This window comes from Nostoc sp. C110, assembly GCF_043099725.1.
GTDB classification, from domain to species: Bacteria; Cyanobacteriota; Cyanobacteriia; order Cyanobacteriales; family Nostocaceae; genus Nostoc; species Nostoc muscorum_A.
The window spans coordinates 6,833,579-6,851,167 of the sequence record NZ_CP171148.1; the positions used below are offsets into that span (position 1 = coordinate 6,833,579).

The 17,589-nt window shown below is 44.8% G+C and carries 4 protein-coding genes; all 4 read left to right on the forward strand.

All coding sequences use genetic code 11. The features are described from left to right. Window positions 1–349: 349 nt before the first annotated feature. The 4 genes from hutH to ACFFRD_RS34430 all read left to right on the forward strand — a co-directional run bounded on the left by hutH (window position 350) and on the right by ACFFRD_RS34430 (window position 17,565). Window positions 350–2,041 (forward strand): histidine ammonia-lyase, encoded by a 1,692-nt coding sequence (hutH, locus tag ACFFRD_RS34415; RefSeq protein WP_392480348.1) that lies wholly within the window; start codon window positions 350–352, stop codon window positions 2,039–2,041. A 141-nt stretch (window positions 2,042–2,182) separates the two neighbouring features. Further along, window positions 2,183–4,174, forward strand: coding sequence for a long-chain-fatty-acid--CoA ligase (locus ACFFRD_RS34420; RefSeq protein WP_392480350.1), 1,992 nt, complete (start codon window positions 2,183–2,185; stop codon window positions 4,172–4,174). Beyond that, on the forward strand, window positions 4,171–9,786 hold the full coding sequence (locus tag ACFFRD_RS34425; RefSeq protein ID WP_392480351.1) for a type I polyketide synthase: 5,616 nt from the start codon (window positions 4,171–4,173) through the stop codon (window positions 9,784–9,786). The genes ACFFRD_RS34420 and ACFFRD_RS34425 overlap by 4 nt, the downstream gene beginning before the upstream one ends. Window positions 9,787–9,927: 141 nt before the next feature. Then, window positions 9,928–17,565, forward strand: a complete 7,638-nt coding sequence (locus tag ACFFRD_RS34430; protein ID WP_392480353.1) for an SDR family NAD(P)-dependent oxidoreductase — start codon at window positions 9,928–9,930, stop codon at window positions 17,563–17,565. Window positions 17,566–17,589 lie beyond the last annotated feature (24 nt).

Genomic DNA, 17,589 nt, shown 5'->3' on the forward strand with positions numbered 1-17,589 from the left:
CTTTTACTTACTCCAGTTAAATATATAACAGTTCAATTACAGAACAAACGATGACAAGTTTTATTCTCTCATGTTGTAATTTCAAAGCACAACAAATGGAATCTCTGTCATCAATATATGAGCAAACAAATTGAAACAAATGGCTAATTTTTTTTGGTTAATTCTTACGTGAGCTTCTCCAAAAATTATTCTCGAAAGTTTCAATTATGGAGAATGACTGCTTCGTTAAAACACTGATGGCAGCTAAACATCAATTTGTATTTGCTGAAATGTTATGTCAAATACTCTCAGCAAAAAACAAAAGTTAAGTTAATTGCAATACCTACTACAAGTTAAACATAATCCCTGTATGAAGACACTATCTCAAGCACAAAGCAAAACCTTACCTCAACAATTTTCTTTCACTGGAAATTCCTCTGGCAATGTAATTATTGGTAATCAGAAACTCACAATCAATGATGTTGCAAGGGTAGCACGCAATGGTGCCTTAGTGTCTTTAACCGATAACGCAGACGTTTTGCAGAATATTCACGCATCTTGTGATTACATTAATAATGCTGTTGAATCTGGGGAACCAATTTACGGAGTAACATCTGGCTTTGGCGGTATGGCCAATGTTGCCATATCCCGTGAACAAGCATCTGAACTCCAAACCAACTTAGTTTGGTTCCTTAAAACAGGTGCAGGTAACAAATTACCCTTGGCTGATGTGCGCGCAGCTATGCTATTGCGTGCAAACTCTCATATGCATGGTGCATCTGGCATCAGATTAGAACTTATCAAGCGCATGGAAACTTTTCTCAACGCTGGTGTTACACCGTATGTGTATGAGTTTGGCTCAATTGGTGCAAGTGGTGATTTAGTGCCACTATCCTACATTACTGGTTCACTGATAGGCTTAGATCCCAGTTTTAAGGTTGACTTCAACGGTAAAGAGATGGATGCACCGACAGCCCTAAGTCAGCTGAATTTGTCACCCCTGACATTGTTGCCGAAGGAAGGCTTGGCGATGATGAACGGCACTTCAGTAATGACAGGTATTGCGGCAAACTGCGTCTACGATACTCAAATTTTAACTGCGATCGCTATGGGCGTTCACGCTCTAGATATCCAAGCTTTAAACGGAACCAATCAATCATTCCATCCATTTATCCATAATTCCAAACCACATCCTGGTCAATTATGGGCAGCAGATCAGATGATTTCTTTGCTAGCAAATTCCCAGTTAGTCCGTGATGAGTTAGATGGTAAACACGATTATCGTGATCACGAATTAATTCAGGATCGTTACTCACTGCGATGCCTTCCCCAGTATTTGGGGCCCATTGTTGATGGGATTTCCCAGATTGCCAAACAAATTGAAATCGAAATCAACTCAGTGACTGATAACCCACTGATTGATGTGAATAACCAAGCTAGCTATCATGGAGGCAATTTTCTCGGACAGTACGTGGGTGTGGGAATGGATCACCTGCGTTACTACATTGGGCTAATGGCTAAACATTTGGATGTGCAGATTGCCCTCCTCGCCTCACCGGAGTTTAGCAATGGACTACCACCATCTTTACTTGGCAACCGAGAACGTAAAGTCAATATGGGACTAAAAGGTCTGCAAATATGCGGTAACTCAATTATGCCACTGTTGACCTTCTATGGAAATTCCATCGCCGATCGCTTTCCTACCCATGCGGAACAATTTAATCAGAACATCAACAGTCAAGGATACACTTCAGCGACTCTAGCCCGCCGTTCTGTCGATATATTCCAGAATTATATGGCGATCGCTCTCATGTTTGGAGTCCAAGCTGTTGACCTCCGCACATATAAAAAGACTGGTCATTACGATGCACGCGTCTGTCTATCACCTGCAACTGAGCGGTTGTATTCAGCAGTCCGCCATGTAGTTGGACAAAAACCAAGTTCAGATCGCCCATATATTTGGAATGATAATGAGCAAGGTTTGGATGAGCATATTGCCCGGATTTCTGCTGATATTGCGGCTGGTGGTTTGATTGTGAAAGCAGTTCAAGATATCTGTTAACAGTTATTAGTCAATAGTGAACAGTCGGCAGTCAATTGAACTGTTGACTGTTTACTAATTTCATCCACTTATTGCATAAATTCTCTACATCAAGGCGATAAGTACAACAAGAGCTACAACTTAAATATTGCAACAACTTTTATGAATATTTCACAAAATGTAGAGCGTGGTTGCTGCCTTTTTCCTAACAAACCAGCGCTTATTTTTGAAGGCTTATATTTTACTTATAGAAAACTGAATGAAATGGCAAATCGCTTTGCCAATGCTTTACTGGGGTTAGGGATTGAGCGTGGCGATCGCATAGCATTATTATTACCAAACATTCCTGAATTTGTTATTTCCTATCTGGGGATTCTCAAGATTGGGGCGATCGCAGTTTCCATTAACCCAAGTCTGCAAAGCGATGAACTCAAGTTTATTCTCAATGACTGTGGAGCAGTTGTACTCGTAACCACAGAAACGCTGCGAGAAAAATTGCCCAAGCAGGATTTACCGCACCTCAAGCACATCTTAATTGCTGAGGGGAAAGCAGCTGACGCGATCGCATTGAGTGAATTCATGGCAAATGCTTCGTCTAGCGCCCGTGCTGTGGAGATGGAACGTGATGATCCGGCGGCGATTCTTTATACTTCTGGTACAACAGGTTTCCCTAAAGGCGCTACTTTATCTCATGGCAATGTGATTTCCAATATGCACTCCATGAATCACTGTTGCGAAATGCGCCCTAATGATCAAATTTTACTATTTTTACCGATGTTCCACTGTTTCGGGCAGAATGCAGTTCTCAATAGTGGACTTAATACCTGTGCAACTATCGTTTTACAGCGATCGTTCGACCCAGAAACGGTACTGACAACTATAAGCGAATATAATATTACAATCTTTTTTGGTGTTCCCACTACTTTTATTCTTTTATGCGATAAAGCATCTATCCGCGATTTGGATTCAGTGCGTTATTACTTCTCTGCGGCCGCAGGTTTGCCTGTAGAAATTGCCAAACGTTGGCAAGACAAGTTTGGTAAAGTCATCAACCAAGGGTATGGTCTTACAGAAACATCACCATTAGCTAGTTATAACCACGAATTGAGGTACAAACTGGGTTCTATTGGTTCACCAATTGAAAATGTCGAGATGAAGATTGTCAGCCTCGATGATGGTTGCGAAGTTGCCCCTGGTGAACTCGGCGAAATCGTTATTCGCGGTGTCAATGTCATGCTAGGTTACTGGAATCGCCCGGCTGAAACTGCCAAAGCCATTAAGAACGGATGGTTTCACACCGGTGACATTGGTCAAATAGATGAATTGGGCTACTTTTACATCGTTGACCGCCTCAAAGATATGATCAACAACGGTGGATTAAAAGTATACCCAGCCGAAGTTGAAAATGTTATTTACCAGCATCCAGGTATTGCAGAGGTAGCTGTCTACGGTGTACCAGATTCAATACTAGGTGAACAGGTGAAAGCTAGTGTTGTCCTCAAACCAGACCAAGTAGTTACAGAAGAAGAAATAATTGCATTCTGTTACCAGAAACTGGCTAAATATAAAGTTCCTAGTGCCGTCGAATTTGTCTCCTCGATCCCCAAGAACCCGACTGGCAAAATACTCAAGCGGCTACTAAGGCAAGAAAATTCTGCTGCACCTTCCCATAGTACTGTGGTTAGCAAAACTCAGACATCTGCGTCGGTAAATGTCTCTTACCAAACTGCCGAATTGATCGAAAACTGGATTATGGATTGGGTCGTGAGAAAATTGGCAGTAGCAGCCCAGTCAGTCGACCAAAGTAAATCATTTGCGGATTATGGATTGGATTCCGTTAGGGCTGTCAAGTTAGCCCAAGAATTGAGTGAATGGTTGGGATATCCCTTAGAAGCAACTATAGTCTGGAACTTCTCCACCATCGAATCTTTAGCACGTCACCTAGCCAGTCAAAAAATTCCCCAATCGACAGAATTAGCCAAGACAAAGCCAGAGTCTAATTTGCACACAGAAAGTCTGGTGGTGTCTGTAGAATTGCTTACCAACAAAGCAGAACTGGCCGAATCAGCAGACTTAAAAGCACTCTCAGACGCGGAAATAGCTGAATTACTAACCAGAGAAATTGCCACAGTTAAACAAAGGAGATTAGTATGAGTCCTAATTCAGAGAACATAAATTACCGCTTGTTACTAGAAAATGCCATTTTAGAATTGCGGCGGATGCGGTCTGAAGTTGATACTGTTGAGCAATTACAGAAAGAACCCATCGCTATTATTGGGATGTCTTGCCGTTTACCTGGGGGTGTCAATAACCCAGAGGATTACTGGAATCTATTACATAATGGAGTAGATGCCATTAGCAAAATTCCTGCACAAAGATGGCCAGTAGATGAGTTTTATCATCCAGACCCCGATGTATTGGGGAAAATGTACACCCAGCACGGCGGTTTTTTAAATGAGGTAGACAAGTTCGATGCTCAGTTCTTTGGTATCTCTCCCCGCGAAGCCGTCAGCCTCGACCCTCAACAGAGGCTACTTTTGGAAGTAAGCTGGGAAGCGCTAGAAAATGCTGGACAAGCACCAGAAAAGTTAAATGGCAGTCCTACAGGGGTATTCGTCGGGCTATCTATGGACGACTACTCACAACTGAGCTTTTATGGCGATCGCACTCAAATTGATGCCTACAATACTTTAAGTATTCTCAGAAGTATGGCGGCTGGGCGTTTGGCTTACGTCTTGGGTCTGCAAGGAGCTACCATGCAGTTAGATACAGCTTGCTCGTCTTCGCTGTTAGGGGTGCATCTAGCTTGTCAAAGCCTCCGTTCTCAAGAATGCAATATGGCTTTAGCTGGCGGTGTCAACCTGATTCTCTCACCAGATCCTTCCATTGGTCTATGTAAATTAAAAGCCTTATCTACCGATGGTCGCTGTAAAACTTTTGATGCCAGCGCCGATGGTTACGGACGCGGAGAAGGATGTGGCATAGTAGTACTCAAACGTTTATCCGATGCTTTAGCTGATGGCGATCCTATCCTGGCATTGATTCAGGGTTCAGCATACAACCATGATGGCTCTAGTAATGGTCTGACAGCCCCAAATGGTTCTGCTCAAGAAAAATTACTTCGCAAAGCCTTAGAAAATGCCAACGTCCAAGCCCATCAGATTCAATATGTGGAAACTCACGGGACTGGTACACCTTTAGGCGATCCCATTGAAGTGTTAGCCTTGGGAGCAGTATTAGGTCAAGGTCGCTCCCAAGACAATCCCCTAACTATCGGTTCGGTAAAAACTCAGGTTGGTCATTTGGAATCAGCCGCCGGAGTTGCCGGGTTAATGAAAGTTGTGTTAGCTCTCCAGCACGCAGAGATACCACCACATTTACATTTTCAACAACCTAATCCCTATATTCCTTGGGAAAAATTGCCGGTTGTGGTTCCGATTCAGCCCACCAAGTGGCCAGAAGCAGCAGACGGGCGACGCTTGGCAGGAGTCAGTTCCTTTGGCATGAGTGGTACAAATGTCCATCTGATTTTGGAAGCAGCACCAGATAACAATTCAAAATTTAAAATTCAAAATTCAAAATTAATTGAGCGTCCGCTTCATCTTTTGAGTTTATCGGCGAAAACTGAATCAGCACTACAGTCACTTGTCAGCCGCTACGAATCTTTTTTGGCAGGTGATAGCAAAGCAAATATAGCAGATATTTGTTTCAGCGCGAATACAGGGCGATCGCATTTTGACCATCGTTTGGCTGTTGTCGCTGAATCTATTCAGGACTTATGTCAACAATTGGCGGCTTTTACAGCAGGTAAAACTCCAGCCGTGAGTGGACAATTACACAACAAAAAGCGCCCGAAAATTGCCTTTTTATTTACCGGACAGGGTTCTCAGTATATAGGTATGGGGCGAGAACTCTACGAAACCCAACCGACATTCCAGCAAACTTTAGATCGTTGTGATGAAATTCTCCGTCCTTATTTAGAACAACCTTTATTATCAATTCTCTATCCTGAATCTGGGACTAGCCCTCTGAATGAGACCGCCTACACCCAACCAGCTTTATTTGCCCTAGAGTATGCAGTCTCCCAGTTATGGAAGTCTTGGGGCATAGAACCTACAGTAGTTATGGGTCATAGCTTGGGTGAATATGTTGCCGCTTGTATAGCTGGAGTTTTTAGTCTGGAAGATGGCCTAAAATTGGTTGCTGCCCGCGCTCGCCTCATGCAGTCGCTACCTCAAGATGGGGCAATGGTCAATATATTCGCCTCCCAAGCGCGAGTATTGGCAGCTATTCAACCTTATGCCGATCAAGTATCGATTGCTGCCATTAACGGCCCGGAAAGTGTCGTTATTTCAGGACAACATCAAGCAGTCGCAGCAGTGGTGTCTACTCTCCAAGGCGAAGGCGTTAATAGTGTCAAGTTAAACGTTTCCCATGCCTTCCATTCTCCTTTAATGGAACCAGTGTTAGCGGAATTTGCGCGCATTGCCTCAGAAGTCAGCTTTTCATCACCTAATATCAAACTGATTTCTAATGTTACCGGCACAGTAGTGACCACAGAAATCACCAATGCGGAATACTGGGTAAGACATTTGCGCCACTCAGTGAGATTTACTGCTGGGATGGAAACCCTTGAGCAGCAAGGTTGTGAAATTTTTCTAGAGGTCGGGCCAAAACCAATTTTACTGGGAATGGGCCGTAAGTGTCTCCCCGAAGGAGTAGGAGTTTGGCTCCCTAGTTTGCGCTCAGGACAGTCGGATTGGCAACAGCTACTTCAAAGCTTGCAGGAATTATACTTGCGTGGGGCATCAATCAACTGGTCTGGCTTTGATCAAGATTATCCCCGTCGTCGCCTAGTGCTGCCAAATTATCCCTTCCAGCGCCAGCGTTACTGGGTTGAGACATCTCATCGCCAACAGACTTTACCCACCAAGGCTAGCAAAACCCTCCACCCTGTACTTGGTCAAAGGCTAAAATTACCATTTTCTCCAGAAATTCGCTTTGAAACCCAATTTAGCCCCAATTCGCCTGCTTATCTAGAGGATCATCAATTAAACGAAGTCAGAATAGTTCCTGGTGCATCTTATATCTCGATGCTTCTATCCGCAGTTAAGGAGGCTTTCCCCAATGAATCTTGCATCATCGAAGATTTGTTGTTTCAAAATACGCTGGTTTGCCCAGATGAGGGCAGTACAACAGTTCAGTTAGTTTTGACACCCCAAACAACAGAAGAGACTTCCTTTCAAATTATTAGTTTTTTAGGTGGAGAAGCAGAAAACGAGGTTAACTCTTGGAAAACACATGGCACAGGAAAAGTCCGGCTGTTCTCGCCAGTACCCAATTTCGTAGATGTAGCAGAAGTCAAGGCTAGATGTTCTCAAGTTTTATCGGGAACGCAATTTTACTCTAGTTTTCAAGCAGTTGGCTACAGTTGGGGAACTTCATTTCAATGGCTAGAAAATATTTGGCATCAGGATGGAGAAGCTGTATGTCAAATGAAACTGCCCCAATTACCAGACGAACTCGATAACTATCAACTTTATCCGGGATTAATTGATTCATGCTTGCAACTACTCAACGTTTGCTGGGATGTTAATCCTGCCGAGCAAGTCGAGAATGACTATATGTACATTCCTTTTAGCATCGGTAGCTTTAGATTCTATGGTCGTTCCCATCCTGGTCATCAACTATGGTGTCATGGTCAGAAAACACCAACATCTAATCAGCAAAGCTTAATTGGTGACGTACATCTGTTCGACCAAAATGGGCAGTTAATCGCCGAAATCATCGGTTTTGAAGTGAGGAAAGTTCGTCGGGCAACTTTGCTGCAAAGTCTGCAAAAAGATTTAGGTGATTGGCTGTATGAAGTAGCTTGGCAATCAAAACCTCGTGAGCAAAATTATCAATTGGCACAGGCACAAGAAGGAAGTTGGCTGATATTTGCTGACCAACAAGGAACGGCGGTTAAGTTAGCAAAACTACTCAAAGAACGTGGCGATCGCACTATCTTAGTTTCTCCCGGTGCTGAATATCAAGCTGATGCACAACATTACTACATCAATCCCTCAGAACCACAAGATTTTCAGAGGTTAATTCAAGCAAGCTTAGGTAATAACCAACTTCCTTGCCGTGGGGTAGTATACCTGTGGGGGCTGGAGGAGACGCTGGAGACTTTAAATACTGGCTGTGGTAATGTGCTGCATTTGGTTCAAGCCTTGGCAAAATCAACTTGGTCTAAGTCTCCCCGTCTGTGGTTAGTCACCAGAGGAACCCAGCCAGTAGAGCCAATGTCCGATGCTTTAGCCATAACTCAGGCTGCTTTGTGGGGCTTGGGACGTGTTATTCCCTTAGAACATCCAGAATTATCATGTGTGCGGTTGGATTTAGACCCAGTTGGTAATGGGAACGAAATTGAAGAATTATTAGCAGAGTTGTGCTTCCCAGACCAAGAAGACGAAGTGGCATTTCGTCAAGGAGTGCGGAAAGTCTCGCGGTTAGTGCGTCGCCAAGCTCAAACCCCGTCGAATCAACTGGCAATTGGTGAAGATGGGACTTATTTGATTACGGGTGGTCTAGGGGCGCTAGGGCTACAAGTCGCCCAGTGGATGGTAGCACAAGGAGCTAAAAACTTAGTTTTAACTAGCAGGCGTGGAGTGGTTGGTGATACTCAAGTAGCTATCAATCAACTACAGCAAGCAGGGGCAAAAGTTCTAGTTGTCACAGCAGATGTGTCTAACTCTGAAGATGTGGCTCAGGTGTTAGAGGGAATCAAAACTAACTATCCACCTCTACGGGGTATTTTTCACGCGGCTGGTGTCTTAGATGACGGGGTATTACTGCAACAAAATTGGAGCCGCTTTGCGAAAGTGCTTGCTCCCAAGGTGCAAGGGGCATGGAACCTGCACACATTGACCAAAGACCTACCTTTAGATTTCTTTGTCTGCTTCTCCTCGGTCGCCTCATTACTTGGTTCACCCAGCCAAGGAAACTATGCAGCCGCTAATGCCTTCATGGATGCCTTAGTTCATTATCGTCGAGGTTTGGGTTTGCCAGGTTTGAGCATTAACTGGGGGCCTTGGGCAGAAGTTGGGATGGCAGCAGATTTAGATAGTCGTAGCCAAAAGCGCATAGCTGAGAGTGGTTTTGCTACCATGTCCTCAGAATTAGGAATGCAACTACTGGGAGATTTATTGAGACAAGATGCCACCCAAGTTGGCGTGATGTCAGTTAATTGGGCGAAATTCCTCCAGCAATTTCCACCAGGAGGTGCAGCACCGTTAATTTCCGATTTAGCTCCCCAAACCCAGCCACAAACAAATTCTGCACAATCAGCCAAACAACTTGAACTTCTGCGTCAATTAGAGGAAACTATTGCTAGCGATCGCCAGAATGTTTTGATTGCTTACATTCAAACTGAGGTTGCCCAAGTTCTCAGGTTTGAAGCAGCTTATCAACCAAATCCTCAACAGGGCTTTTTCGATATGGGGATGGACTCTCTCATGTCCATCGAGTTGAAGAACCGACTAGAAACCAGCTTAGGAAATTCTCTGCCTTCGACTTTGACCTTTGAATATCCCACAATTGAATCCTTGGCTGAATATCTGCTCAACAATGTAATTTCCTTGAATGTACCAGAGCCAGTTGTGGTGGAGCCGCAAATAGAGACTGAAGTGCAAACTAATTTGTTAATAGATATTCAGCAATATTCTGAAGACGAATTAGCAGCATTAGTTGACCAAGAATTAGAGGCTTTACTTGGTGTCTGAAGTAATTACTTATGAACTTGCGTAAATCACCTGCTTAACTCTGATAAGTCTACAAAAGACATTCATCTATTTATTTACACAGCTAAATGAGTCTGGTTTCAGACTCAATTTCTTTGTCTATTAATTACGCAATTTCTTAAAATGAGTAACACTTCAGACATCAACCAATTATCTCCATTACAACGTTCAGTTTTAGCCTTAAAAGAAATGCGTGCCAAGTTGGACGCAGTGGAGAACGCCAAGACAGAACCAATCGCCATTATTGGGATGAACTGTCGCTTTCCTGGAGGAGCCGACTACCCTGAGAAATTCTGGGAATTACTCCACAATGGGGTAGACACTATCACTGAAGTTCCGGCTGACAGATGGGACGTAGATGAGTATTACAATGCAAATCCCAACACTCTGGGGAAAATTTACACCCGCTATGGTGGCTTTATTAAACAGGTAGATCAATTTGATCCTCATTTCTTTGGACTTTCCCCTCTAGAAGCAGCCAGCATGGACCCCCAACATCGGTTACTTTTGGAGGTAGGCTGGGAAGCCGTCGAAAACGCCGGACAATCCCCAGAGGAATTAAACGGCAGCCAGACGGGAGTCTTTATGGGACTCTTTATGGAAGATTATTCCCGATTTAACCTATATTCTGGCGATCATAACCGCATTGATGCTTACAGCAGTTTAGGAAATGCTCGGAGTATTGCCATCGGTCGCCTAGCTTATGTCCTGGGCTTGCAAGGCCCTGTGATGCAGTTAGACACAGCTTGTTCTTCTTCTTTGCTAGCGGTACATCTAGCGTGTCAGAGCTTGCGCTCAGGTGAGTGCAATATGGCTTTAGCTGGTGGAGTCAATTTGATATTAGCACCGGAAGCCTCTATTGGTCTGAGTAGAATGAGGGCGCTGGCTCCAGATGGTCGTTGTAAGACTTTTGATGCCAAAGCTGATGGTTATGTGCGTGGAGAAGGCTGTGGCATAGTTGTACTCAAGCGTTTATCAGATGCGATCGCTAACAATGATAATATCTTGGCTGTGGTGCGAGGCTCGGCAGTTAATCACGACGGTGCTAGCAGTGGTCTCACAGTACCCAATGGGCTAGCTCAAGAGAAATTAATTAATCAGGCACTCACCAACGCTAAGGTAGCACCAGAACAAATTAGTTATGTAGAAACCCACGGTACAGGTACATCTTTGGGAGATCCCATTGAAGTGAGAGCTTTAGGCTCAGTGTTGTGTCAAGGACGTTCTCCAGAGCAACCTTTGCTGATTGGTTCCGTAAAAACTCAGTTGGGTCATTTAGAATCAGCTGCGGGAGTTGCCAGTTTAATGAAAGTGGTGCTGGCTTTGCAAAATGCAGAGATACCGCCACATCTGCATTTACAACAGCCCAGTCCTCATATTCCTTGGGACAAACTTGCGGTTGCTGTGCCAACTAAGCCAACTCCATGGCCGGCAGTCAACGGGAAACGCTTGGCTGGGGTTAGTTCTTTTGGTATGAGTGGCACTAATGCCCATCTGATTATCGAAGAAGCACCAAAACTGAAATTAGAGCCGCCGAAAACTGAGCGTCCACTCCACCTGCTGAGTTTATCGGCCAAAACTGAGGCAGCACTACTGGCAATGGCTAGCCGCTATGAATCTTTTTTAACATCCCATCCAGAAACATCTTTAGCAGATATTTGTTTTACAGCTAACACCGGGCGATCGCATTTTGAACACCGTCTTGCTGTTGTCGCTGCATCTAATGCAGGCTTGCGCGAACAACTCACAGTTTTTGCTAGCCAAAAGCAGACCAGCACGTTAGTCAGTGGTCAAGCACAGAAGAAGCGTTCCAAAGTAGTGTTCATGTTTACAGGGCAAGGTTCTCAGTATGTGGAAATGGGACGGCAACTTTACGAAACCCAGCCGACGTTCCGTAAGACTTTAGACCGATGCGATGAAATTTTGCGTCCCTATCTTCAGCAACCTTTGTTGTCAGTACTTTACCCCACATCGGATGTTGCTTCCCCCTTGAATGAAACAGCATATACTCAACCAGCACTATTTGCTTTAGAGTACTCACTCACTGAACTATGGAAATCTTGGGGAATTGTACCAGATGCAGTCATGGGTCACAGTGTGGGTGAATATGTAGCCGCTTGCGTTGCTGGAGTGTTCAGCTTGGAAGATGGGCTGAAATTAATCGCCGAGCGGGGGCGTTTAATTCAATCTCTACCCCAAAATGGCATGATGGCGGCAGTGTTCACCAATGAAGCACGGATGAACGGCATTCTAGCTGCTTACACAGGGCAAGTGGCAATTGCCGGGATTAATGGCCCAGAAAATATCGTTATTTCTGGAGCCAGAGAAGCTGTCCAAGCAGTGCTGAAAGAATTGGCAACTCAAGGAATTAACGCCCAACCATTGCAGGTTTCTCACGCTTTCCACTCCCCTTTAATGGCTAGTATCCTCGATCCCTTTGAGCAGATAGCTAGCTCGGTGCAGTTTCAAGCGCCGCGTATTCCCCTAATCTCGAATTTGACTGGACAAATATTTAAATACCAAGAAATTCCCAATGCAACTTACTGGCGACAGCATCTGAGAGAAGGAGTAAGATTTTATGCCGGCATCAAGACGCTACATGAACAAGGGTATGAAATCTTTGTAGAAATGGGGCCGAGTAACACATTAGTAGGCATGGGTAAAAGATGCTTGCCAGAAGGTACAGGCACTTGGCTAACTTCTCTGAAAAAAGGACAACCGGACTGGTCACAATTGCTTGCTAGTTTAAGTGAGTTGTACATCAGGGGTATAAAAATCAATTGGACTGCATTTGACCAAGGTTATCAGCGTCGCCGCCTAGCACTACCAACCTACCCATTTCAACGCCAACGCTACTGGGTGGAAAACCTAACGCGAAACCTAACCCCCCAGCCCCCTTCCCTACCAGAGGAGAATTCAAAACCTCTCTCCTTGCAGGAGAAAAGTCTGCCAGCTATTTCCCAAGTCAAAGCTTTGCCAAGAATTCCTCTGGCTGTACCATCGAATTGGTTTCATAATTGGCAATGGACTCCAGAGGTGTCAAGCCAATCTCAAGATATTCCTTCAGGGGCAATTTTGATCTTTAGCGATCGCCACCAAGTAGGAGAAAATTTAGAAAAGCTGTTCGACTCTAAAAAGTACACGACATATTTTGTCACCCCAGGGGAGAGCTTTAAGCAAACAGCACAATATTTCACTATTAATCCGGCATCCATTGAAGACTACGAACAGCTAATTAAAAATATCAAAGCAGACGGTGTTACAGTCACCGCAGCCGTGCATCTGTGGAACTACAGTTTGTGGGCAACATCCCCAGGACAATTACTAGAAAATGACCGCCTGCTCAATGAACGTGTTTACAGTCTTTTGTTTTTGACACAGGCGCTAGTCAAACATTACCCAGCATCTCCCCTCAATTTCTTAGTGGTAACTCAAGGTGCTTATCCAATATCTCCAAATGATTCCCTACACGGTGTACATCAATCTATGGCAGGTGTACTGGCGCAGGTGGTGGCACAAGAAAATCCTCAGATTAAAGCAAAAGTCGTAGATTTTAACCAGGATGTCTATCTACCTGAAAAATTAGCCGATATTTTGTTCCAGGAAATGAAGGCAGCCCCTACTGGTGAAGGTATTGTTGCTATCCGTAATGGTCAACGGTTGAGTCGTACCCTGGAAAGAATTAATGTACCTACAGATAACAATTCTCTACCTTTGTCGGCAGGAGAAACCTGGTTGATTACTGGTGGTACCAGTGCTGTCGGGACAGAAATAGCCTTAGCTATGGTTCGTCAAGTACCGATCAATTTGGTGCTAACCGGTCGCCATCCCCTCCCCCCCAAACAAGAATGGCAATCTGCTAGTCATGATGCGTCTACCCAGCAACGTATCCAGGCAATTCAGCAATTAGAGCAACTCGGAGCTACAGTCATGTATCAGGCTGTGGATGTGACAGATGCCTTGGGGATGAAGCAATTAATCGAGAATATCAAATCTCGCTTTGGTAATCTGGATGGAGTCATCCATGCGGCGGGTGCAGTTGACCACAGCACCTTTAAATTACTGCAAAAACAACCTGCCTCAATCACCAAAGTTTTAGCCCCGAAAGTCCAGGGAACCATCATCCTTGATACTGTTACCCGTAACGAACCCCTAAAATATTTTGTGTTGTTGTCCTCGGTTTCCGCTTCCAAAGCCGAATGGGGAACCGGCATGGGCGATTATGCCGCAGCCAACACTTTTCTCGATAGTTATGCCATCTACCGGACACAGCATGGCGGTCAAGGACGCTCCTTGGCTCTGAATTATTCCCTATGGAGCGATCGCGGTATGGGCGCTCTTTTAGGAGCATCAACTTTATTAATGGTAAAATCCAAAGGTTTAAATCCTCTGGAACCAGAGCCAGCTGCTAATGCCTTTATTCAGGCTCTATCTTTGGATGCTTCTGGTGTAATTCACATCATTGACTTAATTGCTCAAGCCACCCCAGAAATAGCACCAAAATCCTCCACGAGCCAACCACAAACTAAATCTCGCAATCTGCGACAGCTTGTCCGAGAAGTTTTGCTGCAACATTTACGTATTCCGGAAGCACAGGTGGAAGGACATAAAACTTTCCAAGAAATGGGGTTAGATTCTGTTGGGACTGTAGAAGTTGTCCAACATTTAGGGACAACTCTGGGTGAGGAATTATTTCCGACTTTACTGTTTGAATATCAAACACCAGATGACCTGGTAGATTATTTACAAAGCAAGTACGGTTATTCTGTGAAGACTAGCACGAGCGCGACAGACCACGCCCCGACTAGCCCGGAAGCCGAAAAATCAGCGCCCCCAAATGTCGCCACCCAGGAAAAATACCAAGACGTTCCCGAACAAGACATTGCTATCATCGGCATGGCTTGTAAAATACCAGGAGCTGATAACTTAGAACAGTACTGGGATTTACTCAATGCAGGCCGCTCTGTCATTCAAGATGTGCCTCAAGACCGTTGGTTCAACCAACACTACTTTGAAGCCAAAGGAAACTCTCCGCAAGCAAAAATATCCAAACGTGGATGCTTTGTAGATAGTCCCTTCGACTTTGACCCGATGTTCTTTGGCATCTCTCCCAAGGAAGCTACGGCAATGGACCCACAACAGAGGTTGTTCCTAGAGCTTTCTATGCAGGCCTTACAACAGGCAGGCTACGGCGGCAAATATCGCCCAGATAATATCGGTGTGTTTGTTGGTTGTGGACAAAATACTTACATCGAACACTTCACCAATTATCAGTATTACGAGGAATTACATCAGCGCTTGCAAGAGAGTTCTTGGTTTGATCACCTTCCTGCTGAAGATCGTCAGCATTTGCTCAATACCCTCTCACAAGTACTGCAACCAAGTGAAATTCTCCCTGAGTCAGCAGCAGGTAACGAGGTCAACGAATTAGCGGCACGAGTTAGCCATTGCCTGAACCTCAAGGGGCCAAGTATGGCAGTTAGCACAGCTTGTTCTTCTTCTCTGGTGGCATTACATATTGCTTGCGAAAGTCTGCGTTCTGGTCAAACTGGCATGGCAATCGTCGGTGGGGTAAATTTAAATCTCAGTCCTAGTCCTTTCACTTTTTTACGTAAGGCACAGGCTCTTTCCCTCAGTGGAACCTGCTATCCCTTTGACCGCCGTGCTAATGGCATCGTTTTAGGAGAAGGTGCAGGCGTATTAATTATCAAACCACTCAAGCAGGCTTTGGCAGATGGTGACTTGATTCATGCTGTGATTAAAGGTTCCGCAGTGAATAATGATGGTCACTCCCAGGGAATAACCGCTCCCAATCCCAAAGGTCAAGCAAAAGCCATCCGCCAAGCTTACAACAGTTGTGGCGTAGATCCCCGGACTATCTCCTACATTGAAACCCACGGTACAGGTACTCTCCTGGGCGATCCAGTAGAAGTAGAAGGGATGACACAAGCTTTCCGTAGCTTTACTGATGAAAAGGGATTCTGTACCATTGGTTCGGTTAAATCCTCCATTGGTCATTTGCTGTCTGCTTCCGGGATTGTCAGCCTGATCAAAGTGGTACTGGCCATGCAGCACGGCAAAATTCCCCAAACTGTAGGTTTTGAGGAGCCTAATCCCCATATCAATTTTGCTGACACACCTTTTGCTGTGGCGGGTAAGAGTATACCCTGGTCGCCAAATGGCAACCCATTACGTGCAGGTGTGAATGGATTTGGATTTGGTGGCACGAATTGTCACGTTATTCTTGAGGAATCCCCAATAGTAGCTAATTTACAGTCCCCGGTCACAAGTTCATCTCCTGATTTGTTATGTCTGACTGCACGGAATCAACAAGCACTTCAAGAAGTAGCTAGACAACTACGCGAACACATCATTCATCATCCTGAACAAGAATCTTCTCAAATCTGCTTTACTCAGAATAATGCCCAAAAGGAATTACCTTACAAGGCGGCTTTAGTAGTCAATGACCGCCAACATCTGCTCAATTATCTGGAGGCTATCTGTTTGGCACAAACACCAGCAGATACATATACAGGTCGAGCTAACCCCCAGCGCACAACACCGTTTCACTTAATATTAGATGGAACTAGTGCGATCGCTCCTGCAGAAGTAGAAACTTTAGGTAAACGTTTCCCCCAATTCCAAGAAGCTTACAATAGCGTGCGTGCCGGATTAAATAAGATGAGCGAACAGGCACATATATTTGCGGTGCAGTACGCTTGGGGACGCTTGTTGATGTCTTTGGAATTACAACCCACTAGTTTATTAGTAGAAAAAACCGGTATCCTAGTAGGAGCTACACTGCGGGGAATGTTGACATTAGAGCAGGCGATCGCTTTGCTCCTACAAATAGAAGGACAAAAAGGTCTGATTGCTCATAATGTGTCCGCAAAAGAACGGTTAGCATCAACCTGGACTTGCCCATTAGTTACTTCACAAGGAATTTTCAGCCATTCTGACACAATTTCCACGGCTCAACTGGTAGCCCTGGTGCAAGTATCTGAACAGTTAAATGCAGATGTCTGCCAAGATGTCATCTCCAAAGAAAGTGTTTACCTACACTTGGGAGATTCATTAGCTCTCAAAGAACAATTAGCAAGTTTGGATGAACAGGGAGTCTGGATATATCTAGATAAAGGACAACCAGTGGTGGGACGTGTGTTGACAAGTCTGGCCAGGTCTTATGTAGCAGGGGTGAGGTTTAATAGCATACCCTTATTTCCTCAAGGTCTACGTCGGGTGCTGCTGCCTACTTATCCTTTCGATCGTAAAACCTACAGAGTATCATTAGTTGATAGCACTCAGGAAAATCAAGCAACCTCCATACCTGCGGCTGAATTATTACCACCACGCCCAGACAATCAGCATCAGTCAAATGCCAAAGTTTTGGAAACCCATCCAGTAACAGTAGCCCAAACTCGACTGTTGCCCATAGAACAACTATCTCCACTCACCGATAGCCAACGCCAGTCAAGTTACGCTAAGTTGACTCAGGACTTGAAGATTGTGGACAATAGCCAACAGCCACGACTATTGCCCATAAAACAACCATCCCCACTCACAGACAGTCAACGCCATTCAAGCTACGCCAAGCTGGCTGAGGACTTGAAGATTGTGGACAATAGCCAACAGCCAAGGCATCCGGTAGCAGTAGCCCAAACTCGACTGTTGCCAATGGAACAATTGTCTCCACTCACGGACAGCCAACGCCAGTCAAGTTACATCAAGCTGGCTCAGGATTTGCAGAGATTTGGTAAATAGGCTGAAGTTATTAGTATAAAAAAC

Excerpts from the sequence above, each read along its gene's own strand:
- ACFFRD_RS34420 (WP_392480350.1), top strand. The coding sequence starts at position 2,183 with ATGAATATTTCACAAAATGTAGAGCGTGGTTGCTGCCTTTTTCCTAAC.
- ACFFRD_RS34430 (WP_392480353.1), top strand. The coding sequence starts at position 9,928 with ATGAGTAACACTTCAGACATCAACCAATTATCTCCATTACAACGTTCA.
- hutH (WP_392480348.1), top strand. The coding sequence starts at position 350 with ATGAAGACACTATCTCAAGCACAAAGCAAAACCTTACCTCAACAATTT.
- ACFFRD_RS34425 (WP_392480351.1), top strand. The coding sequence starts at position 4,171 with ATGAGTCCTAATTCAGAGAACATAAATTACCGCTTGTTACTAGAAAAT.